We start from the raw sequence: 23,127 nt of genomic DNA, 5'->3' as shown, positions 1-23,127 counted from the left end.
GCTTGCGGTCATACCGCGAGGCTTGGGCTTTACTGTTTTTATTTAGGCTATGATTGCCGAAGCAGCTGCTTGAGATCAGGCGATGGGTGCGAACCAAGCTCCTCATGGAGCAGTTCCTCCAGAAGCTGATACTGCCACTGGGCTTCCGCCCTCCGGCCCAGCGAAAGATAGAGAAGAATTACTTCACGGTGAATATCTTCCCGAATAGAGTCAATCTGCAGGACCCGATCAAAATAGTGCAGGGCACGGAGCGGTTGATTTTGCTGGAGATGATACTGGGCGGCGGTTTCCATCGTTGTAATAAAATCCATCTCCAGCTGTCTTGACCACGCCAAAGCCCATTCATAGTGCCGCCCTTTCAGAAGCTCTCCACGATAAAGGGTATCGATTCGTTCAAACATTTCAGGCTGATAGGTTGAGGTTTGACGAATTTTACGGCATAAGGTTTCGAACTCATACAGATCACAATCCATTACGCTGCGATCTACACGAATCCCGTTTCGATCTTTGAGGATAATGGGAATATCGGTGTTGTCTCCAATCGCACGTCTAACATAATACAGCGTTGAATTGATGTTCGTCCACGCCTTCTGCGGACTTAGGTCTTTCCATAACGTATCGGCCAGTGCATCGCGGCTTGTCGACTTGGCATATAAGAGGAATGCGAGCAGTTCCTCCGTTTTGGGTGTTCGCAGTTTGATAGGACTACCCGTATCCTCTCCGGCAAACACCATAAATTCACCGAACAGCCGCACCGTCAGGCGAGGGGGCGGGGAAACGGGCTCTGACAAGATGATGGTGTCGCGAAGCCGCTCCTGCAAACGCTGTATGCTGCGGCTTACACGCTCGGCGGTCACGGGTTTGATCACATAGTCGATGACCTCTTTTTCAAAAGCCTGTACGGCATACTCTTCATATCCTGTTACAAGCACGATCGGAAGGGAAGCATGATGTCTGCGCAATTCGCCAATCAGCTGCATCCCTGAGATCCGCGGCATCGTAATATCAAGAAAGGCAGCATCAAAGCTGTTATTCGCAGCGTATTCACAAGCCTTCTCGGGGTCCTGGAATACTTCGCACACCTCTATTTTTCCACTTTCAGTCAAAATACGCTTCAGCCGCTTGAGCGACAGGTCTTCATCGTCTACGATGATTACTCTCATCATGTACTGTAACCCCCGTTACCCTTATTGCTGTAGTACTGAATGGGAAGGTCAAACGTAATACGTGTTCCTTCACCATCATGGCTTTCCAACTGAATATCCCTGTTATACAGCAGCTTCAGCCTGCTGGAAATATTCCATAGACCGACACCGGTGCTGCCATCGGCAGCCTGCAGGATGTCCTTCATTCGCTGCTTTGTTATTCCGATGCCGTTGTCCTCAATGGTAAATCTGATTTCCATTTCATTCACCTTACGAATAGACAGCATCACCCGTCCGCCGTCCACACGGGACATCAGACCATGCCGAATGGCATTCTCGATGAGCGGCTGCAGGATGAGCGGCGGAATGTCCATGCTGCGGTCTACATCGGCGTCCACGTCGATGATGACCTCCAGCCTTGATCCGAATCGCGCGCGTTCAATGGCTGCATAAGCTTCAATCATCTCGAGCTCGTTGACCAGACTTGTTTTGGAATCCAGATGTTTGAAGTGCACGCTTCCCCGCAGATAACTGGACAGCTGCAGGATTAATTGTTCCGCCTGATTCGGTGCATCAACACACAATTCGGCAATCGCATTCAAGGCGTTATACAGAAAGTGCGGGTTAATCTGGGATCGCAAAAAGGAAATCTCGGCATTTCGTGCCGCCTGAACAGACGTCTTCATTCGGGTCAGGCCGCCGATTCTAGCCAGTAGTTCCTCCGATTCGAAGGGTTTGGCTACGAAATCATTAGCTCCCTTCTCAAGTGCCAATTTTAACTGATGGGCTTTATTGCCCGCGGTCAGCATGAGCACGGGCAGTTCGGAAGGGGAGAAGCGTTCCCGAATACGATCAAGCAATTCGTAACCGGACATGCCTGGCATCATGATATCCGCTATGATCAGATGAACGGCAGGGAGCCGGTCCAGCAGACCCAATACCGAGCCGGATTGTGAAGTGACGGCATAACTGTAACCTTCCAGTTTCAGCAGACTTATGATCGTCTGCAGATTAGCTGCATCATCATCAACGACGAGAATCCATTCATTTTTTAGGCCCGGCATAATGACAGGTTCCTCGTATCTCAGTGCACGATGACCTGAAACCGCCGGAGGCAGGTTCAGAGGTGGAACGTTGGAACGTTTCACTTTTTTAGCTTCGGCAAGCGGGAAAGTTAGAACGAACACAGATCCTTGACCAAGCACCGATTCAGCGTGAATCGTTCCACCGTGCAGCTCAACAAGCTTGCGGGTAATGCTCAGACCAAGCCCTGTCCCCCCGGCAGCCCTGGGTCCCGTACCCTCTTCCTGCTCGAATGGCAGGAAGATGTGCTCCAGCTTGTCCGGGCTGATGCCGCGGCCTGTGTCTGCAGCGCGCACTTCAGCTTTGCCGTGCACAATCGAGGCACTAATGCGAACAGAACCGTGGTCGGTAAATTTGACGGCATTACCGACCAGATTATGCAGGATCTGCACGAGTCGGTTCCCGTCCGCATAAATCAGCGGGAAATCCGCCGGGATACTGTTGATCAGCTCTACGTTTTTCGTGCCCAGCAGGAATGAGTGCATACGCATCACCGATTCAGCATAGGCGGACAGATCGGCAGCCGAGCGGTGCAGCGGAATATCTCCATGTTTCATTTTGGAGTAGTCCAGCAGTTCATCCACCAGATATGTCAGCCTTCTGCCGCTGCTTGTTACAACCGCCAGATTTTGAGCTTGTTCCTCTGTTAACCGGCCTTCCGAACCTTTGAGCAGGCTTTCACTAATATTGACGATGGCATTGAGCGGTGTCTTTAATTCATGCGAAGTATTGGAGAGAAAGTCATCCTTCACTTGATCGAGTAAAAGAAGCTGGTCCTTAAGGGATTGGACGGTAAGATAAGCCTCGAAGAATCGAAGCACAACGAGAAAGAGCATCAAGATACTGAACAGAACGATGCACACCTGTCCGATATTCACGTTTTCCTTAAGCGAAACGGAGAACAGGTTAATGTCCAGACAGTACAGCGTAATGCAGAGCATGGCTGCGTACCATAGAAAGCCGGATAGTCGTTCTCCCTTCTCGCTAATTACAAACCGCACAGCACACTGTACAAGCAGCCATAGCAGAATTAACGTATACAGCCCGATGACAATAGGTGCCGTTAACACGTAGACGGAGATGGGAAAGAGTGCGAGCAGGCAGATATATGCTCCAAAAACAAACAACGCTGTAGAGGTTATTCCTGCGGAGATCATGCCTGCCCGGAAACGGTGGAAATAAAATATGAGCAGGCCAAGACAGGCAACAGAGCAAAAATCCTTTAATTTATACAGCGTACTAAATGAAAAATGAATTCCTGTTTCGGTCAGAACACGTTCACTGATCATGCCATTATACAGGGCATACAGTAGACAGATTAGGCCGAGCAGCAGCAGAGAATCATCTCGGCTTCGATACAAGGCCGACCCCAAGTAGCTGACGAGAAAAATGACGGCTATTACAGCCAGAACAGCCATTGCGGCCAGTTCAATGGCTGTGTGGCTCTGATGGCTTTTGAGCATCGCCGCCTGTTCGCCAAAAAAGAGCGGTCCGGAAATGCCGGCGTTAGGATAGTCGTAATTCGCCACCCGGACCAATATTTCAATATCGCCGCCATCATAAGGGAAAAAACCGATTTGTGGAGAATTACCTGCCTTGTAACCGGCTGTTTTTTCCACGGCTTGTCCGTCCTGCAGCAGCTTGATGCCGTTGACGTAAATTTCGCTGGCGAAACGGATATTGCTTTTTTTGATGGCGAGTGTGCCCTCAATCGGTGTATTGCGCAGCACAAGCCGATATGAAGCAAAGCCGTACGAAGGCAGTCGTTCGTTCCCTATCTGAACCGGGCCCCAAGTACCCGGAACTTCGGCATAGGCATCGGGAGTGACGTGGATATCATGCTGTTTCTGATCTATCGTTTGAGGTAAGGGGGCCTTTTTCCAATAAAATTCCCACTCCCCATCCAGCCTGATGCGATCCATCAGCTTCGGGTTCCAGGTTGCGAGATCGAGAATACCCTGGCGTGCATGGAGTGCGGCAGCCTGCGGCTCTCTGATCGTGGACAGAACCAGCAGCGCCGCAGCAAGCATCACTGTAAGCACAGCACTCAAAATTCGTAATAACACGCTAAGCTGCTCCTTTGGGAGATCGCCAATCATCTCTAGTAGTCTATCGGCATTGTAGCGGATATCCCTGGGGGCTGCAATTGAATTTCGACAATTTTCTTTGTTTATTTTTTGTTTATTGTATTGAATGTCGGAGGTCAAACCCAGCCTGTAAATGCCAATATAGACGCTTTGGCGGAGGGGGCTTCCACATGCGTTCCTGTTCGCCATGCTTTCGGTGACTCGCCCATTAACCTGGCGAAACAGCGGTTAAAGCTGGAGATGGAGCGGAAGCCAACCTGCTCGGAGATCGACAGCACGGAGGCATCGGTACTTTTTAATCGTTTGCAGGCCTCTTCGACCCTTGTGCTGTTAAGAAAATCAAGCGGTGTCGTCCCCATAATCTCATGGAATTTACGGCGGAAATGAGTGGTGCTCAGGTGACATAGCTCTGCAAGCTCGTCAATCGTCACAGGCATCATGTAACTTCTCGTAATGAACTCCAGGGCAGGTGAGATGACGAGGTCAGGTTGACGGCCCTGCATCTCCTGTTCCCGTGCCTGTTCTGGCTTCCTCTCCGGATTAGAGCCGAGCTCATCGCCGGCATGAATACGCAGCAGCTCGATGTAGAGTGACATTAACAGCCCATACGCGCTTTCCCGGTAGAAAGGGGACTGCTGCTGTATTTCTTCCACAATGGAAGATGCCAGCGTATAGACTTTCGGATATTGATCTTTATGCAGCACACAGCGGTCTGCTCGAATGGTCCGGAGATTCGGCTCCATATTACCGTGAGGCATCTTTAAAGCATGCTGGAACAGCTCTTCTGGTGAAAAAAAGAGATAAGCCCACCTGCTTGCGTTATTAGGTGAACTGTAAGTGGTATGCGGCAGATAGCGGGGAAGAAATGTCACGTCTCCTGCCCGGAATGGAACGCATTCCCCTTTAATCTCCATCACCCCTCCATCGGAGTAACAAATGCCGATCTCCATATGATTATGGAAATGCAGATGCTCACTCTTGATATCGGATATTTTCCAGCGTTCCCCGCTGAGCAGCAGTACGGGAAAATCGATGGGCAGGCTGTAATGACGGTATTCAATGACAGGTTTCTTAGGTTTGGGCATGTCCGGCTGCTCCCATTCGTCTGATTATAAATGATCGAAATTGCGCAGTTTTGTTACGAATATGCTTAGATGCAGACTATTTTACTGCGTACAATGAAATAAGTAAAGCGTTTACATCACAGGACAGTCGCTTCTCGGGATCAATTGGAGGAGTGTGCGCAGGAGAGGGGAATAATACAAAATGCTGCAGTTGAAATATGACCGGGAACAGCTTCTAAATGTGATTCACCATGTAACGAGAAAAACGCTGGATATGGATTTGACGTGGGATTGGCCCTGCGGTGTGGCCTATTACGGTGTATCGAGAGCCTACCAAACAACAGGTGATCAGGAGGTTCTGGACAGACTGGTACAATGGGCAGATGAATATATTGAACTGGGGCTTCCGAGCTGGACGGTGAATACATGTGCGATGGGGCATGTGCTGATTACGTTATATGAAGAGACCGGGAATCAGAAATATTGGGATATCGTGATGAGTAAGGTGGATTATTTGCAAAATCATGCGCTCCGCTTCGGCGATCGGGTGCTCGCAGCATACCGTATCCACCGCGAATGATTTTCCCGAACAGGCTTGGGCGGATACGCTGTTTATGGCAGCCTTCTTCCTGCTCCGGGTAGGCAGCAAGCTGAAGGATGAAGCGATGATTCAGGATGCCCTGAATCAGTATTACTGGCATATCAAATACCTGCAGGACCCCGGCACAGGCCTGTGGTACCACGGCTATAACAATGTGAACAAGGATCATATGTCGGGTTTTTACTGGGGACGTGCGAATGCATGGGGAGCCTATACGATGTCGCAGGTAAAACCGCAGCTTAGAGAATGGTATCTGTATCCGCAGTGTATGGACGTTGAGTGTTCCCTGCGAGATCAGCTTGCGGCTCTCAAGCTGCTGCAGACGGAAGAGGGCTTGTGGCGTACCGTACTGGATGATCCGGAATCATATGAGGAAGTCTCTGCATCCTGCGGCATTGCCGCTGCGATGATCAATAATGGCAATCCGCTGCATACGAAATATGTGCAAAAAGCGCTGAGCGGCATTTTGAACCATATTAGCGAAGATGGGCGTGTGCTGGGTGTATCCGGTGGAACGGCTGTAATGAAGGACCGCGACGGTTACCGTAACATTCCGAAGGATTGGATTCAAGGTTGGGGTCAGGGACTGGCACTGGCATTTCTATCCGATCTGCTGCGACAAGGAGAGTGAACACATTGCCGAAATCGACCAAAGGCTCTTTCACGTTACCGGGAGAATCCGGTTATGAAGCGCTGACGCTGGAGCTGGCCCAGCGATGGGGAGCCGATGTGATTCGTGACAGTGACGGGACGAGATTGTCGGATGAGATTATTCAAGCCGGATACGGCATTTATTCGACCATCTGCATCATTCGGGATCATAATGAATGGGCGTCGGGAAACCAAGATAAGCTGCAGCAGTGCTTTCTGATTACACAGCCGAAGGTGGCCGTGCAGGATTATATCTCCTTCTATCTGATGGAAGATTTTTTTGCCGAACAATTCAAGGTCAACGATTCGAAGGAAGCGTTAAAGTATTGGCAGGTATATGACCGAACGACGGGACAGGAAGTGCCGAGAAGCCAGTGGAATTACGAAAGGGAATCCGGCCACGTGGTCATAACCGGCATTGCGGCCTGGCATAAATACACGGTAAGTTTCATGGTTTATCGTATATGGGAAGAAATCTCCATGTATAACCACACGACCAACAACTGGGACAAGGAACACCTGATGCAGATCGATCCCATTTATACGGATACACAGACGTATCTGCTGGATTGGATGGAACGGTGGTGCGCTGCGCATCCGGAAACAACGGTTGTCCGGTTTACCTCGCTTTTCTATAATTTTGCCTGGATATGGGGTAGTGATGAGCGGAACCGTCATCTGTTCTCCGACTGGGGTTCATATGATTTCACGGTAAGTTCAAAAGGGCTAGATCTTTTTGCCGAAAAATATGGCTATTTACTCACAGCTGAAGATTTTGTGAATGGAGGCAAATATCAGGTCAGCCATATGCCTGCGGGGCAGCGAAAGCTGGATTGGATGGCGTTCATCAACGATTTTGTCATTGAATTCGGCCAAAAACTGATTGATATCGTACATAAGCATGGCAAACTTGCCTATGTCTTCTATGATGACAGCTGGGTAGGCATGGAGCCGTACAACGATCGTTTTGAAGAGTTTGGCTTCGATGGCATGATCAAATGTGTTTTCTCCGGGTATGAGGTCAGAATGTGCTCGGGGATCAAGGTGGACACACACGAGATTCGTCTTCACCCGTACCTGTTCCCTGTGGGTCTGGGCGGATTACCAACTTTTAAAGAGGGAGGAAATCCGACGCTGGATGCCAAAAACTACTGGATCAACATTCGGCGTGCATTGCTGCGCGAGAAGATTGACCGGATTGGACTGGGTGGATATCTGCATTTGGTGGAGCCGTATCCTGATTTCGTGGAATATATCGAGAAGGTCGCGGACGAGTTCAGGGAGATCAAGGAGCTGCATCAGGCAGGTAAACCCGTTCAGCTTCAAACCAGGGTAGCTGTACTGCACAGCTGGGGCAGGTTGAGATCGTGGACGCTGTCAGGACATTTCCATGAGACCTATATGCATGATCTCATTCATGTGAATGAAGCATTATCCGGGCTGCCGGTAAACGTTCGGTTTATTGATTTTGAGGATATACGTCAGGGCGTGCTCAGTGAGGTGGATGTGGTCATTAATGCGGGCCGTGCGGGTTCTGCGTGGAGTGGCGGAGAACAATGGCGAGACACGGCATGTGTAGATCAGCTCACCCGTTGGGTGCACGACGGAGGCACGTTCATTGGCATCAACCAGCCGTCTGCGGTGGAAGGGTACGATACCTTTTTCCGAATGGCTCATGTGCTCGGGGTTGATGAGGACACCGGTGCGCGTGTGGTGCATGGAAAATGGGCGTATGACGTTCAGGATCGGCATGATCTTATACCGGAAGGTGCGGCAGTGACAGGCAATCCGCAGCTGTATCTGACGGATGGAACGGCCGAGGTACTGCAGAAGACAGGAGGAGATATTGCGTTGTCTGTTCATGCGTTTGGTAAGGGGCATGGGATCTATCTGTCCTCGTTCGAGTTCAACTGGGCGAATGCCAGGCTGCTGCTGAATCTGGTCCACTTTGGCGGTAATGAGCTGCACAATACCAAGTATATTACGGATAATATGGTTACCGAGTGTGCGTATTATCCCGAGAGCGGCAAGCTGGTTGTCATCAACAACAGCGATGAAGCGCAGACGACCACGATTGAAACAGATCACGGTATGCAGACGCTGCATATCGCTCCATTTGATACGATTATCACCCGAATTGGGGCGCAGGCATCGGTGTGAGATCAATATTGGCAAGGTTGTACTTCATGGAATCGACGTGAAAATGATTAGTTTGCCGCAAAAAAGCTCAAGGTCTGCAGCTTGTTATAGGCCTTTGGGCTTTTTGTGGCGCCAACACATTTTGATTTAAGGATGATATGCTGCATGTATGGACACACGCCCTTATGTGCTAGACTAATGAAAAGTTATGTCAAAACTTGAAGCTATGTATAGCGAAAGCTGCTTTTAATAACTATGAGACTAAACGGATTCAGTTTACACTTTAACGGAGAGGAAGGAAAAAACTAGGAAAGCAAGGAGCTGCTCATATGAATATCAACGAGGTTATGCAGGAGCTGGAGGCTCTGGGCAAGGAACGTACTAAAAAAATCTATTTGTCTAATGGTGCACATGAACCGCTGTTTGGTGTTGCGACAGGAGCAATGAAACCGATGGCGAAGCAGATCAAGAAAAATCAGCCGCTGGCTGAGCAGCTGTATGCAACAGGCAACTATGATGCCATGTATTTTGCAGGCATTATAGCTGACCCCAAAGCCATGACCCAGGCCGACTTTGATCGCTGGATGGATGCGGCTTATTTCTATATGCTGTCCGATTATGTGGTCGCTGTAACTCTGGCAGAGACAGATATTGCACAAGAGGTTGCGGATCAGTGGATAGCCAGTGGAGAGGAACTGCGAATGTCCGGCGGGTGGAGCTGTTACTGCTGGCTGCTCGGCAGCCGCAAGGATACCGAGTTTGAGGAAGATAAAATTAAACAGATGCTTGAGCAGGCAGCACAAACGATTCACACTGCTCCGGAACGGGCCAAAATAGCGATGAATCTATTTATCTACAATGTCGCGATATCTTATGTTCCGCTGCATGATCTGGCGGTGCAAACGGCCAAAAGAGTGGGCCCGGTTGAGGTAGGCTTGGACAAGCCGAAAAGCAAGCAGTTAAGTGCTTCCGACAATATTCAAAAAGCAGTGGATCGTAATCAGCTTGGTTTCAAGCGCAAATATGTAAGATGTTAACCCGAAACGTGTATTCCATTATCGCCATGGCTCGTTATAATGGTGTTAATGGATGACACGGGTGGGGGAGACAACAACGGACATGAAACGCAGGATGGAGTGTAAGCGTATTCAGTTACTGGATGATTGGAGTCTTAGAACGAAGCTGTACATATTGTTTATTTTTTGTGTGCTGATACCCGTACTAGCCACGAATGCCGTATTTTATCAAAGTATCAAGGGACAGATCGAAGCAAAAGAGCAGAGCCGGATTAACGAAATGCAGCAGCGGATTCGTTTTAATCTGCGGAACAGTCTGGACAATAGTTTGTACGTATCCAATTTTTTATACACGGATGCCACAATGAACCGGTTTATGGAATCCAAGTACCGCAATCAGGAAGACTATTATTTTGCATATTATGATATGCTGAGCGGCAACAATCTGGTCCGTTATTATTACAGCTACCAGCAGGTGAACCAGGTAACCTTCTACGTAGACAATGATACGTTCGTGAATGGCGGTAATTTCATCAAGCTAAATGATGAGATCCGAAAGAGTGAATGGTATCAGGCGCTGATGAATACGGATGAGCAGATGATGATCTATTCGTACTTTGACAAGCAGCAGGCTGAGATGTCGCAAAGTCAAGGCGGGCGGAAGGTCAGCATTATTCGCAAGCTGAATTATTTCGGAAAACAGCAGGTGGAGAAGGTATTAAAGGTAGACCTCGATTATGCCTTCATCAACAAGTCCTTCAAAAACGAAGGAGCTGGCGGGAAAATATACATCGTTTCAAACGACCGGATTATTTTCTCGAATGACGCACAGATGAATCAAGCACGGAAGCCGTTTTACCTGATGTCCGACATGGAGAGGGATACTGGAGAATCGGTGGTATCCATTCCTGTCGTATCAGAAAATTGGCAGATTATCGTGCGCGGGGAGAAACTGGATTTTCTCACAGAGATCGTTGATTCCAGATTTAATCTGATGCTGCTGATTATTGTTAATCTGCTCGTACCAACGCTGCTCATCTGGCTCATTTCCAGGTCACTTGTTCACCGAGTAGGCCGTATTGCCAAACATCTGGATCAAGTTAAACAGGAGAAATTTGAAGTAATCGCAGAAGCGGCTGGCAGGGATGAGATCGGAAGCCTGACCCACAGCTACAACATGATGGTGATCAAAATCAGGAATCTGATTGAAATTGTATTTAAAGGACAGGTCGAACGGCAGGCGCTGGAAATCTCCAAGAAACAAGCTGAATTAAAGGCGCTGCAGAGCCAGGTCAATCCGCACTTTATGTTTAACACCCTTGAAACGATCCGCATGCGCAGTTTGATCAAGGAAGAACACGAAACCTCGGACATTATTCAGAAGCTCGCGCTGCTGCTGAGGCAGACGATTAATTGGGGCAATGATCTTGTCAGCATTCAGGATGAAATTCGCTTTGTTGAGAGTTATCTGGTGATCCAGCAATACCGTTTTGGGGAGAAGCTGCAGTTCGTTATTGACGCTGCAGATACTGGCATTTTGGAGATGAAAATTCCAAAACTGACGGTATTAACATTTGTAGAGAATGCTTGCATTCATGGCATCGAGGGAAGCTTGAATGATGGTGTCGTGGAAGTCAGGTTTCAGAAACAGAATGACCAACTGCATATCATGATTCAGGATACCGGGGTTGGCATGGAAGAGGACAAGCTGGATGTGCTTCGCAATATGATGCTTGATCCTAGTCTGGAGCGGCTCAGTGAGCTGAGCAGTATCGGGGTTATGAATGCTTATATTCGGCTTCGCATGTATTTTGATGAACGTGTGCAGGTGGACATTGTCAGTGAAAGGTACAAGGGGACTACAATTCGGATACAGATTCCGCTTGTACAAGCATCTCAGGGATAAGGAGCGAGGATATGATCAACGTGCTGATTGTGGACGATGAGCCATTTATTCGCCAAGGACTTCTTTTGCTGATCGATTGGAACGCACTTGGATTTCAGATTTGCGGTCAGGCTTCAAACGGGGTGCAGGCACTCGAATGTATTCGGAAAGTGCAGCCTGACCTTGTCATATCCGACATTAAAATGCCGGAAATGGATGGTATGCAGCTTGCCAAAATTATATATGAACAGTATGGCGGCGAGATGAAGATGGTGCTGCTCAGTGGATTCTATGAGTTTGAGTACGCCAAACAAGCGATTAAGTATCAGGTGAACGATTATATACTTAAACCGATTGTCAAAGACGAGCTGCTGCAGGTGCTGGAGGCATTCAGAGCCTCCTTTTTGGAGAGGACGGAAGAAAAGAGACATCAGGAAAAGCAGGAACAGATTGTTATGGTCCAGCATGTGCAGTCGATCCTGCTTGGATCAGCTGACGAGGAGACTCTTGCCCATGTGCGAACTCAATACGGGGATGCAGCGAAGTTCCGATGTTTGATGATTGAAACGGAGTCTGGACGAGAGCAGCAGGCTGACTGGTGTCTGCACGTGGAAGCGAGTATGAACCAGAATCATGCAGGAACTGTCCTGAAATCCTTTACCGGCGAGAAAAATAGAATACTGCATATAGTCACTGACCTGCTGCTGAAGCAGGAGGCATTATCTTTGGAACAATACGTTACTCGGCTTTATGCGGAGCTGAGCGGCATACAGAGTGCGGCTGTTGCGATCTATGCTGGCAAGGAGGTAAGCAGGCTGGAGGAACTGCATGAATCCTACTATTCCTGCAGCAGGATCAAAAGTTTGCGCTTTTTCAGTGCATATGGTCCGATCTACTATTATGAGCATATGGATACAACTGTTTTTAATAATCAGCCTGCAGGGCGGGAAAAGCAGCTCTTTGATGGACTGATTCAAGCCATTGAGGAACAGCGAATCGGGGATATACACAGTCATGCGCAGGCTATTTTTCAATTTTTTCTGGAACAGCGGATTGAGCCGGGCATTGTGGGCATTCATCTTCATTATTTGGCGTACACCCTGCTCGGCCTGGTTAACAGTGATCATGCGCAGCGGAATCCGGATGAGGAATGGTTGCAGTCCACATTTTTGCAGGAGAACTATGCCATGCTGTCCATGGAAGAAAATATCGAAAATCTATGCGAGTTCTCATACAAATGTGCCGATAAGCTGAAAGAGCAGCAGAAATGGAATGCGATGGGGGTACTTGCCCGGGTTGAAGCTTATATTCATGAGCACTATACGGAAAATATCAGCCTGAAACTGCTCGGAGAGCATTTTTACATGAACAGTGCCTATCTGGGACAGATTTTCAAAAAGCACTATGGGGTAAGTTTCAGTGATTACCTGAATCAGATCCGAATTGAAGAGGCTGCCCGGCTGCTGCGTAGAACCGATTACAGGGTGTATGAGATTGCAGCAATGGTCGGATATCGGGATTCCGATTATTTTATTAACCGCTTCGAGAAAGTCAGGGGAGAGACGCCAGCACAGTATCGAAAAAGGGCACAAGCGGTGTATACTTCGGATTCTTCATCCTGTTCTCCGTAGAGGGGAGCAGGTTTTTTTGCATATCTGGAATTATTGGGATGAGGCCTATAGTTTGTCCCGTTGAGGAGCGCAGGTAACAATGATAATTTTAAGTCAGCATTTGGAAAGCGCTTTCCAAGGCTTGTCTCTCAACATATTTCGCTGGAGGGGTCATGATGAAAAAGGATGTCAGAAAAAGATTCAGGCAGTTCGTATTACTGACTTTGATGCTTACGGTAGTGCTCGCCGGGTGTTCGCCGGGTTCATCCAAGACAGAAGAAAAGACAGCAGACGGCAAAGACTTGAAGCAGTTTTCCGCATTTTTTGCTGTACCTGGCAAGCTTGCGCCTGACGACAACCGTGTTTTAAAGGCGATTGAAGAAAAGACCGGAGTGCGGGTCACGATGGACTGGCTCACGGGTCAGACCGCCAAAGAACGGATTGGTGTCATGATTGCAGGCGGGGAATATCCGGACTTTATTGATGGCAGTGATGGTACACAGCAGCTGGTATCTGCCGGCGCCCTTGTACCGCTTGAGGACTATATCGACAAATATCCAAATATCAAAAACTATCTGGGTGACAATTGGAAGAAGATGAAAAATTCAACGGATGGTCACATCTACTTTATTCCTCAGTTTGGAAATTTACAGGGTGAGTCCATGAAGGTATCCCATGATGGAGAAGCATTCTGGATTCAGAAAGCGGTGCTGGAGTGGGCCAATTACCCTACGATCAAAACACTGGATCAGTACTTTGACTTGATCGAAAAGTACAAAGCCGCGAATCCAACGATTAATGGTCAGCCAACCATCGGTTTCGAGATTATTTCTTACGACTGGCGTTACTTCGCACTGGAGAACCCGCCGCTGTTCCTGGCAGGCTATCCGAACGAGGGAGCTGCTATTATCGACAAAGCCACATTAACGGCGAAGAACTATAATACGATTCCGGAAGCCAAGGCTTATTTTAAAAAGATCAATGAAGTCTACAATAAAGGGCTGGTTGACAACGAGACGTTCACTGCCAATTACGATCAGTACATCTCCAAAATTTCGACTGGACGCGTACTCGGTATGGTCGATCAGGGATGGCAGTTCCTTGACGCCGAGGCTTCTCTTGTCAAACAAAAGCTGTATGAAAGAACGTATGTACCGCTGTCCATTACCTTGTCCGAGGACGTAAAAGGACGGTATCAGCATAAGCCAATCCTGAACGTCAACGGCGGACTTGCCATCACGAAGAGCTGTAAAGATGTGGAGGGAGCACTTCAATACATTAATGACCTGCTCGATCCGGAGATTGAAGTGCTGAGAACATGGGGACAGAAAGATGTAGATTATCAGGTGGATGACAAAGGCGTTTTCTCCCGTAACGAGGAGCAGCGTGCCAATGCCAAAGATCCGGATTGGGTGCTGGCGAACACAGGAAGCCCGCTGGTTTACTTCCCGCACCATGAAGGCATGACAGCAGACGGTAAAAATGCACTGGACCCGAAAGAGCAGCCTGAAGAGTATCTCGCAACACTGAATGATATCGATAAAAAAGTACTCAAAGCCTATGGATATACCAAATTTACGGATTTCCTGGAGCCAGCAGAAGAGAACGAACCATGGTTCCCGATCTATACGTACAATTTCGAACCGAATAAGCCGGAGACCATCGCCAGACAGAAGATGGACGATGTGAAGCGGAAGTGGCTGCCTAAAGTAATCATGACGTCACCAGCCGAGTTCGATAAGACATGGGAGGAATATCAATCGACACTGAAAGAAAGTGCAGATATTAAAGCCTATGAGGATGCACTTACAGAAGAGGTTCGCAGACGTGTAGAGCTGTGGGGATAACTAGAGGAAACATCTGCATGAAGTACGACAACAAGCAGGTCAAGAAGAACTACAAGCAAGCATCCCTATAAAGTAATACGACAAGTAATGTGACACAAGCCATAGGCTGAGCAGTGTGATAAGCAATACGACAAGTTATCAGAAAAGATAAGCAGTATAGGACAGACACAGTTAGGAGTAAGGCAGAGGCTATAGGATATCCTGTAGCCTTTCTTATTCAACACAGATAGGTGTGCTTATTGGACAGGAATGGATTCGACTCATCCTTTCGGATGATATAGATAAAACTCGTAATCAAGGAGAGAGAAAAAAATGGCCAAAAAGGAGCTGCAGCCTTCAGTCAATACCAGCCATATTCCTTCAGGGAAAAGCTGGATCGGATATAACTTGTCCAGAATGAAAAGTCAGCGTCAATTGATGTGGATGTCATTCCCCTTCATTGCGTTTATTGCTATTTTTGCCTATGGCCCTTTATGGGGATGGCTGATGGCATTTCAGAACTACAGACCAGGCATTGGTTTCATGGAACAGGATTGGGTGGGGCTTGATCATTTTCGAACGCTATTTACGGACCCTACCTTTTTACGCGTCATTCGCAATACACTCGCAATGAGTCTCATTAGTCTGTTTCTGGGATTTGCCGGGTCGATTGGTCTGGCACTCCTGCTCAACGAACTGCGGATGGTTTTATTTAAACGTGTGGTGCAGACCGTTTCCTATCTTCCACACTTTTTGTCGTGGATCATCGTGACGGGTATCGTTGCGAATGTACTATCAACGGAAAACGGGATTGTGAATGTACTGATGACCAAGCTGGGCCTGATCGATGCACCGATCAATTTTTTCGCCGAACCCAAATATTTCTGGGGCATCGTGGGGCTGTCCAGCATGTGGAAGGAGATCGGATGGGGCACCATTATATATCTGGCTTCTATGGCTTCCATTAATCCGAGCTTATACGAGGCAGCATCTATCGATGGGGCTGGTCGATTCCGTAAAATGTGGAATGTCACACTTCCGAGCATCAAACCAACCATTATTATCCTGCTGATTATCAACGTGGGTAACGTACTGAATGCAGGCTTTGAGATTCAATATTTGCTGGGGAACGGACTGGTGCAGGATGTATCCGAGACGATCGATATTTTTGTCTTGAAATACGGGATTAATCTGGGGAACTACTCACTTGCTACCGCAGCAGGGATCTTCAAAAGTGTAGTCAGTTTAATACTCATCTTTATCGCCAACGGGATTGCCAAGTCTCTTGGTGAAGAGCGGTTGATATGATAAGGGGGCAGCGCTGTGAAACGATTTAGCGGAAAACAAAGCTTGGGTGACTCTATTTTTTCGATCACTAACGGCATATTTATGTTGCTTGTTATGGTTGTTACGTTATATCCTTTTTTAAACACCATTGCCGTATCTTTCAACAACGGTCTTGATACGATTCGCGGGGGAATCTATCTCTGGCCAAGAGAATGGACGCTGCAAAACTATGTTTCGGTGTTCCAAAATCCCCATCTGACGCAAGCCGCATTTATTTCGGTAGCCAGAACGGTCATCGGAACTGTGGTACAGCTCTTCTGTACAGCTATGCTGGCTTACGTGCTGAGCCGTAAGGAATATATGTTTAACAAACTTGTGACTACCCTTTTTGTCATAACGATGTATTTCAGCGGCGGGTTGATTCCCGGGTATATGCTGATCAAACAAGTGGGACTGCTGAACAGCTTCTGGGTGTATATTATTCCCGGTCTGATCGGGGTTTTCAACATGATCGTCATCCGTACCTACATTCAGGGATTATCCGAGGGATTGATTGAATCCGCGAAGATGGACGGAGCGGGCGATTTCCGCATCTTCATGCGTATTGTGCTTCCGCTGTCCAAGCCGGTACTGGCGACAGTCGCGCTGTTTATTGCGGTCGGTCAGTGGAACTCCTGGTTTGACTCCATGCTCTATACGGCAGGCAACCGCAATTTGACCACCCTGCAGTATGAACTGATGAAGCTGTTATCCTCAGCAACGTCACAAGGGGGAACCGTCAATGTGGATCAATATAAAAATGTGACTAATATGGTCACCCCCGTATCCATTCGGGCTGCCATCACCATCGTGACCGCGATGCCCATCGTTATACTGTATCCATTCTTGCAAAAATACTTTGTCACTGGACTCACCATTGGAGGGGTAAAAGAATGAACAATGTAAATCAAGGCGAGCAATGCACGTTTAGAAATCCGATTATGCCTGGGTTCTATCCGGACCCGTCTGTCTGCCGGGTAGAAGAAGACTTTTATCTGGTTACGTCTACGTTTGCTTATTTCCCGGGTGTTCCGATCTTTCATAGTCGTGATCTGGTTCACTGGAAGCAGATCGGTAATGTGCTGGATCGTGCTTCGCAGCTTAATCTGCAAGGAGCAGGTCATTCGCAGGGTATTTTTGCACCAACGCTCCGGTATCATGATGGGCTCTTTTACATGATAACAACGAATGTAACGCATGGCGGAAACTTTGTAGTGACAGCCTCAGACCCGGCTGGCCCATGGTCCGATCCTTATTTCATTGATGGTGCGGAGGGGATTGATCCAACGATATTCTTCGATGAAGACGGAAAGGCGTATTATCTCGGAACGCGTCCTTGTTCGGAAGGAGTGCGTTACAACGGAAACTGGGAAGTGTGGCTGCGTGAACTGGATTTGGGCAGCATGAAGCTGGTCGGAGACAGCTATGTTCTATGGCGCGGCGCGATGGTGGATGTCATCTGGCCGGAAGGGCCGCATCTGTACAAAATTGGTGATTATTATTATCTGATGATTGCGGAAGGCGGGACGGGCCTGAACCATGCGGTAACCATCGCACGCAGCAGCAGTCTGACCGAAGGTTACGTTGGCAATCCGAATAATCCGATTATTACGCATCGCCATATGGGCAAGCATTATCCGGTTATTAATGTAGGACACGCTGATTTGGTACAGGCACCTAACGGTCAATGGTTCATGGTGATGCTGGCTTCCAGACCATATGGTGGCGCTTTCAGTAATCTTGGTCGTGAGACATTCATTGCTTCGGTGGAATGGGAAGATGGCTGGCCTGTGGTCAACCGCGGGCTTGGAAAACTGGAAGAGCAGGGTGTGTTGAATCTGCCAGCAGCACCTGTGGCACCGGATCTGCGTTGTGAAAATTTTGATAGTGAACAGTTGGGGCTGCAGTGGATGTTCCTGCGTAATCCTCAGGAGGACCTGTACTCGTTAACGGAACGTAAAGGTTACCTGCGCTTGAAGCTGAAACCGCAAACATTGAAGGAACTTGAGAACTCCAGCTTTGTCTGTGTACGGCAGCGGCATATGGATTATGTGGCAGCTGCTGCCATGGAATTTGTGCCGCAGCATGAGTATGAAACGGCTGGCTTGGTAGTCATTCAGAATGATCAGTATCATGTGCGGATTGAGCGAGCACGTGAAGGTGAACAGCAGGTGCTGCGGGTGATGACATGGCTTGGTGGTGAGGAATCACAGGTTGGCCAAGTTGTGCTGGATGGAGAAACTCCGCGTGTATACATTAAATTGGTAGCGCTAGGACAGCAGCTCAGCTTCTACTACAGCACAGATGGAAGTGATTATCAGTTGGCTGCAGGACAAGTGGATACAACCAGCCTGAGTACGGAAGTCGCTGGCGGCTTTGTTGGCTGCTGTATCGGTATGTTCAGCAGCAGCAATGGTCAAAAGTCCGATCAGGCAGCGGACTTTGACTGGTTTGAATACGGTGCACACAATTAAACTCTCATTGAAGGAGAGATTGTATAATGAAAGCAGCTAAAACCGTCCTGTCGAGTGTAGCAGCCATAGGCATCATCACAACTTTGTCCGGGGTCTCTCAAGTATCAGCTGATCAGGGTAGTAAGACGACATCACTAATTTCTGTAAAAGCTGCATCGGTAGAACCCAATGTGTATCAGGAAGTTCCCAAATTTAAAAAAACGTTAAGTAAGGACAAAGTAATCTGGAATGGAAAAAATATTAAATTAATCGCAAACATCGTAGAGGAAGAAAATGTCCCTGCATCAGAATCCAAAGTAATTCGTTCTATTGTCGTTTCTAAAGGGAAGATGAAGCAGACGATAAAAACCGATGATTTGGCAGAAAAATGGCATGAAGTAATACGTGTTGTTGATTCAAATTCAGGTGATTGGGTGGCTGTTCAGGCAGCAAAAAGCGCCGGTAGTGCTGTCATTCTTGTGAACCTAAAAACGGGTGAATCCACGATTTTAAACGATCGCCTTATAAAGGAAGGTAAGAATGGTGTAGAAAGTATCCCTTCATTCAACTGGTCACCTGTGGAGGACAAGCTCGCGATTTCATACGGGAATACGGAGAAGAGTTCACTAGCCATATACGATGCGGAGAAAGGCACTTTTGAATATGTACCGCGTACAACAAACTATATTAGTACAGGCATTATCCTTTGGCACAAAAACGGAAAATCGTTCGATTACATTAGTGAGTATCCTTCCGATCAAATGAGTCTTTTTAGATATAATACAGCAGCCAAAAAGGTTAAACCGATCAAGAAAATGACTCAGAAAGAATTCCAACAATTTATGAAGCTGGACAAATAGGTAGACAGCACTTCAAGATAAAATCGGTTAAGCGGCCTTAATCCTGGAATGAATGGGGGATTAAGGCCGCTTATACTTCATGTAACTTTTTGTTAACTGCATAACTCATGCATTCCTTTATGTCTTCTGAAGCTCTTTCATGAATTTGTATTCAAGCTGTGTTCAGTAGGGATTACAGAGGAGTGTCCAATGATTAATGCCGCGCATCCTCACAGGTATTGACCCGGGTTAGATCCAAAATTTCATTCACGTGATGTTCTTCAAACCGGTCGAGCAGAGCGTCTAAACCATATTCCAGCTTGTGCTCAAGCTCATCCAGATAGATGGGAAGAATCGCATAAAAGTGCACGGTTTGTCCGTCCTCCATATCCAGCGTCAGAAAATCCTCATCCGTCTCAAGCGGCGGAAGTACGATGAAGGCACACATGTCAGTATTGCCTGAAAAAGGAATTGCCGGATCACCATTTGGTACAGTATGTCCCCAGCTCAGCCAGGTATCATAGTCATGCGGCAGGCGAGCCATCGTTTTCAACCAGCGTATGGGCCAGTAGTGATCCGATACCTCCAGCTTCTCTTCAAACAGAGGCCAATCAGGCGGTAAACAAATCATCAGTTCCGCATACGCATAGTCCTCTGCATCTTCTGGTGTGTTCATAGGCAGGGCACTCATACCTGTGGTGTATAACGTGTAATAATTGCGATTCGGTGTTGGGCGAACGACATGAACATCGATATGAACCTTGTCCGACAGCAGCTCATGAAACACGGATTCAGCTTCGCCAAGATATTGGTCAGCGTGCTGCTCGATCTGCTCCAGCCATTCGTCTGCTGCATATGAAGCAGACTGCCACTCACGCCCTTTGTCCTTATGACGAAGGATTGGGACGCCGGAGGGCGAATATTCTGAGGATTTGGACATGCTTACCGCTCCCTTGCACAGTTTGATGTACTAGCGATTTCATCATATCACAACGTGTGAATTGAAAGCTGTATCTCGTTCTATGTTATGATAGTGTTCAAGTTAGCAAGTTCGATTGAAGGGGCAAAGCGTATGAATCAGAGCGTACAGCAATTTAAAGCGGACTTCTTCAAAGCTTTGGCACATCCGATGCGAATCCGCATTCTGGAGCTGCTGAGCGAAGGGGCGAAAAATGTCAATGAGCTGCAGAGCATTCTCGGGTCGGAAGGTTCTGCGGTGTCCCAGCAGCTGGCTGTGCTGCGCAGCAAAAATGTGGTACAGGGCATCAAGGAAGGTACGACGGTCACCTATTCGCTGCGTGATCCACTGATTAAAGACCTGCTGGCAGTAGCCAAACAAATTTTCGACAATCATCTGGTCGATGCCATCTCGATGCTGGAGGATATGCGCAAAGATAGCTGATACAAGAAACAAGAGCAGCCGTAAGTTTGTACGTGTGTCTCTTGTTTTTTGATTTTGTATAAGAGTTCCAATAATTATACAGGATTGTGATATTTGCGATTGACAGTGCATATATCAAGGAGTAGTGTTCATTATATATTCAAATATTCAAATATATGAAGAAAAGAAGGTTATGGAGCATGAAAGGCACCGGGAGATACGCGGGTTATCGAATGGCTGATTTTCGCAAGGATCTGATATCGGGACTAATTGTCGGGATTATAGCAATTCCACTTGGCATGGCTTTTGCTATCGCTTCGGGAGTCAAGCCGGAATATGGGTTGTATACAACCATTATTGCGGGGATTTTGATTTCTTTGCTAGGCGGTTCCAAATTTCAGATTGGAGGTCCTACCGGGGCATTTATTCCGATTCTTTTTGCCATTGTAATGCAGTATGGTTACGAGAATTTATTGATTGCGGGTATGATGGCTGGGTTGATGCTGATTATTATGGGCGTGTTCAAGCTGGGGGCATTAATCAAATTTATACCAAGACCAGTTACTATTGGTTTTACCGCAGGGATTGCCGTTCTCATTTTTAGCGGTCAGATTGTGAATGTTCTAGGACTCACAGGTGTTACGAAGCACGAGGACTTTTACTCCAATATGAGAGAGATCGGAATGCACATCGGCACGATCAACATATATAGTTTGCTGACAGCGGGGGTATGCCTGGCTGTTCTTCTGCTTGTGCCAAAGTTCGCACCTAAAGTGCCTGCTTCATTGTTAGGTTTGATTCTATCGACTATTGTCGCTGCCGTTTTTTTCAAAGATCAGGTGGCTACAATTGGTTCATCCTTTGGGGCGATACAGGGAACGTTACCTGGGTTCCGCCTGCCGGAGATCACGTGGGAACGGATGATTCATTTACTGCAGCCTGCTTTTGTCATCGCTATGCTGGGCGGTATCGAATCGCTGCTGTCCGCTGTTGTAGCTGACGGCATGACAGGAAGCCGTCATAACAGCAACCGGGAACTGATCGGGCAGGGGGTTGCCAATCTGATTACGCCGCTGTTTGGCGGAATTCCTGCTACAGGAGCAATTGCACGTACAGCAACGAATATTAAGTCTGGTGCGGTATCGCCTTTGTCAGGCGTAATTCATGGTGTTGTCGTACTGCTTGTGCTGCTTCTGTTCGCACCCTACGCATCCCTCATCCCACTTGCCAGTATGGCGCCGGTACTTATGCTGGTGGCCTGGAATATGAGTGAGCGTAAGTCCTTTGCGCATGTGCTGCGGACCAAAACAGGTGACTCGCTTGTGCTTCTTCTGACATTTTTGCTAACCGTATTTACAAGTCTTACGACAGCGGTCGAAGTTGGCTTGATTCTGGCAGTCATTCTGTTTGTGAAAAGAATGAGCGAGATGTTAAAAGTCGCCAAAGTCCTGCCTGATCCAGATCATAAACATGAGAAAGTTATGGCTCATATGGTGCAGGAGGGACATGATTGTCCGCAGATTAGCCTCTATACGATTGAAGGCCCATTATTTTTTGGTGCGGCAGATATGTTTGAAAAATCAGTGATGGATTCACTCCCAGAACGTCCCGGATTGCTGCTGCTTCGCATGGGGAAAGTTCCTTTTATCGATACAACGGGCGAGGCTAATCTGGCTGGTTTAATCAAGCATTTTGAACGAAAGGGCGGAACTGTGTTGTTATCTGGGATACAGGAGCAGCCGCTTGAGATGCTGAAACGAACGGGTTTGCTGGAGCGAATCAATCCTGCTCATCGGTTTGAACATACCGGGGAAGCTATTAACTATGCCTTACAGCACTTGAATCAAGAGAAATGCAGAGGCTGCAGACATTTTGCTTTTCGGGAGTGTGGGGTTTTGTCGGGTACCGCTGTTGAATCTGAACAGCAGCAGAAGTGGAAGGTGGTTAGAGCTAAAGTGGCTCCATAATTTATATTCCAATAAATTCCTCGTTGGTATATATTAAGTGTGTTGACGATATAT

Annotated in this window: 15 protein-coding genes and 1 pseudogene; 12 read left to right on the top strand and 4 right to left on the bottom strand. The window is 47.7% G+C overall.

Annotation, left to right across the window (positions count from 1 at the left end):
• Nucleotides 1–47: 47 nt before the first annotated feature.
• The 3 genes from ABXS70_RS21950 to ABXS70_RS21940 form a co-directional block, all read right to left on the bottom strand.
• A complete protein-coding gene (locus ABXS70_RS21950) occupies nt 48–1,166 on the bottom strand; it encodes a response regulator (RefSeq protein ID WP_342554276.1) in 1,119 nt (372 codons plus the stop codon).
• Complete coding sequence (locus tag ABXS70_RS21945) at nt 1,163–4,294, bottom strand: ATP-binding protein (RefSeq protein WP_342554277.1); 3,132 nt, start codon at nt 4,292–4,294, stop codon at nt 1,163–1,165. The genes ABXS70_RS21950 and ABXS70_RS21945 overlap by 4 nt, the downstream gene beginning before the upstream one ends.
• A gap of 137 nt (nt 4,295–4,431) precedes the next feature.
• Nucleotides 4,432–5,400: an AraC family transcriptional regulator gene (locus tag ABXS70_RS21940; protein ID WP_366290870.1), complete on the bottom strand. Its 969-nt coding sequence runs from the start codon at nt 5,398–5,400 to the stop codon at nt 4,432–4,434.
• Between the two features lie 181 nt (nt 5,401–5,581).
• On the opposite strand from ABXS70_RS21940, the pseudogene ABXS70_RS21935 reads away from it, so the two are divergent.
• The 10 genes and pseudogenes from ABXS70_RS21935 (at nt 5,582) to ABXS70_RS21890 (ending at nt 19,746) form a co-directional block, all read left to right on the top strand.
• Nucleotides 5,582–6,611: pseudogene (locus ABXS70_RS21935) on the top strand (glycoside hydrolase family 88 protein).
• Nucleotides 6,612–6,616: 5 nt separating this feature from the next.
• The gene (gene gnpA, locus ABXS70_RS21930; protein ID WP_366290867.1) at nt 6,617–8,791 is read left to right on the top strand and encodes a 1,3-beta-galactosyl-N-acetylhexosamine phosphorylase; all 2,175 of its coding nucleotides are present in this window, start codon (nt 6,617–6,619) and stop codon (nt 8,789–8,791) included.
• Between the two features lie 308 nt (nt 8,792–9,099).
• A complete protein-coding gene (locus ABXS70_RS21925) occupies nt 9,100–9,807 on the top strand; it encodes a DNA alkylation repair protein (protein WP_342554281.1) in 708 nt (235 codons plus the stop codon).
• A gap of 82 nt (nt 9,808–9,889) precedes the next feature.
• Nucleotides 9,890–11,692, top strand: coding sequence for a sensor histidine kinase (locus ABXS70_RS21920; protein ID WP_342554282.1), 1,803 nt, complete (start codon nt 9,890–9,892; stop codon nt 11,690–11,692).
• An 11-nt stretch (nt 11,693–11,703) separates the two neighbouring features.
• Nucleotides 11,704–13,302 (top strand): response regulator transcription factor, encoded by a 1,599-nt coding sequence (locus tag ABXS70_RS21915; protein WP_366290863.1) that lies wholly within the window; start codon nt 11,704–11,706, stop codon nt 13,300–13,302.
• Between the two features lie 152 nt (nt 13,303–13,454).
• Complete coding sequence (locus ABXS70_RS21910; protein WP_342554284.1) at nt 13,455–15,128, top strand: extracellular solute-binding protein; 1,674 nt, start codon at nt 13,455–13,457, stop codon at nt 15,126–15,128.
• 312 nt (nt 15,129–15,440) lie between these two features.
• Nucleotides 15,441–16,415, top strand: a complete 975-nt coding sequence (locus ABXS70_RS21905; RefSeq protein WP_342554285.1) for an ABC transporter permease subunit — start codon at nt 15,441–15,443, stop codon at nt 16,413–16,415.
• A 15-nt stretch (nt 16,416–16,430) separates the two neighbouring features.
• Nucleotides 16,431–17,330, top strand: a complete 900-nt coding sequence (locus tag ABXS70_RS21900; RefSeq protein WP_342554286.1) for a carbohydrate ABC transporter permease — start codon at nt 16,431–16,433, stop codon at nt 17,328–17,330.
• Nucleotides 17,327–18,907 carry a glycoside hydrolase family 43 protein gene (locus tag ABXS70_RS21895; RefSeq protein WP_342554287.1) on the top strand — a complete coding sequence of 527 codons (1,581 nt, stop codon included), beginning with the start codon at nt 17,327–17,329 and terminating at the stop codon, nt 18,905–18,907. Before ABXS70_RS21900 ends, ABXS70_RS21895 begins: the two co-directional genes overlap by 4 nt.
• A gap of 26 nt (nt 18,908–18,933) precedes the next feature.
• Entirely contained in the window at nt 18,934–19,746 is an 813-nt protein-coding gene (locus tag ABXS70_RS21890) for a hypothetical protein (protein ID WP_342554288.1), read from the top strand.
• Nucleotides 19,747–19,939: 193 nt separating this feature from the next.
• Here ABXS70_RS21890 and ABXS70_RS21885 read toward each other — a convergent pair whose 3' ends face one another.
• Nucleotides 19,940–20,665, bottom strand: a complete 726-nt coding sequence (locus ABXS70_RS21885) for a suppressor of fused domain protein (protein ID WP_342554289.1) — start codon at nt 20,663–20,665, stop codon at nt 19,940–19,942.
• Nucleotides 20,666–20,797: 132 nt separating this feature from the next.
• Between ABXS70_RS21885 and ABXS70_RS21880 the strand changes: the two genes are divergently transcribed.
• Both ABXS70_RS21880 and sulP read left to right on the top strand, forming a co-directional pair.
• Nucleotides 20,798–21,127: a metalloregulator ArsR/SmtB family transcription factor gene (locus ABXS70_RS21880; protein WP_342554290.1), complete on the top strand. Its 330-nt coding sequence runs from the start codon at nt 20,798–20,800 to the stop codon at nt 21,125–21,127.
• Between the two features lie 179 nt (nt 21,128–21,306).
• On the top strand, nt 21,307–23,073 hold the full coding sequence (gene sulP / locus ABXS70_RS21875; RefSeq protein WP_342554291.1) for a sulfate permease: 1,767 nt from the start codon (nt 21,307–21,309) through the stop codon (nt 23,071–23,073).
• Nucleotides 23,074–23,127 lie beyond the last annotated feature (54 nt).

Origin of the sequence: Paenibacillus sp. AN1007, from assembly GCF_040702995.1 — a bacterium.
In the GTDB taxonomy this organism is placed as follows: Bacteria; Bacillota; Bacilli; order Paenibacillales; family Paenibacillaceae; genus Paenibacillus.
This window is presented reverse-complemented; position numbering and strand designations above follow the sequence as displayed.

Excerpts from the sequence above, each read along its gene's own strand:
- ABXS70_RS21920 (WP_342554282.1), top strand. The coding sequence starts at position 9,890 with ATGAAACGCAGGATGGAGTGTAAGCGTATTCAGTTACTGGATGATTGG.
- ABXS70_RS21905 (WP_342554285.1), top strand. The coding sequence starts at position 15,441 with ATGGCCAAAAAGGAGCTGCAGCCTTCAGTCAATACCAGCCATATTCCT.
- ABXS70_RS21910 (WP_342554284.1), top strand. The coding sequence starts at position 13,455 with ATGATGAAAAAGGATGTCAGAAAAAGATTCAGGCAGTTCGTATTACTG.
- ABXS70_RS21940 (WP_366290870.1), bottom strand. The coding sequence starts at position 5,400 with ATGCCCAAACCTAAGAAACCTGTCATTGAATACCGTCATTACAGCCTG.
- ABXS70_RS21885 (WP_342554289.1), bottom strand. The coding sequence starts at position 20,665 with ATGTCCAAATCCTCAGAATATTCGCCCTCCGGCGTCCCAATCCTTCGT.
- ABXS70_RS21915 (WP_366290863.1), top strand. The coding sequence starts at position 11,704 with ATGATCAACGTGCTGATTGTGGACGATGAGCCATTTATTCGCCAAGGA.
- ABXS70_RS21950 (WP_342554276.1), bottom strand. The coding sequence starts at position 1,166 with ATGATGAGAGTAATCATCGTAGACGATGAAGACCTGTCGCTCAAGCGG.
- sulP (WP_342554291.1), top strand. The coding sequence starts at position 21,307 with ATGAAAGGCACCGGGAGATACGCGGGTTATCGAATGGCTGATTTTCGC.
- ABXS70_RS21925 (WP_342554281.1), top strand. The coding sequence starts at position 9,100 with ATGAATATCAACGAGGTTATGCAGGAGCTGGAGGCTCTGGGCAAGGAA.
- ABXS70_RS21890 (WP_342554288.1), top strand. The coding sequence starts at position 18,934 with ATGAAAGCAGCTAAAACCGTCCTGTCGAGTGTAGCAGCCATAGGCATC.
- ABXS70_RS21880 (WP_342554290.1), top strand. The coding sequence starts at position 20,798 with ATGAATCAGAGCGTACAGCAATTTAAAGCGGACTTCTTCAAAGCTTTG.
- ABXS70_RS21895 (WP_342554287.1), top strand. The coding sequence starts at position 17,327 with ATGAACAATGTAAATCAAGGCGAGCAATGCACGTTTAGAAATCCGATT.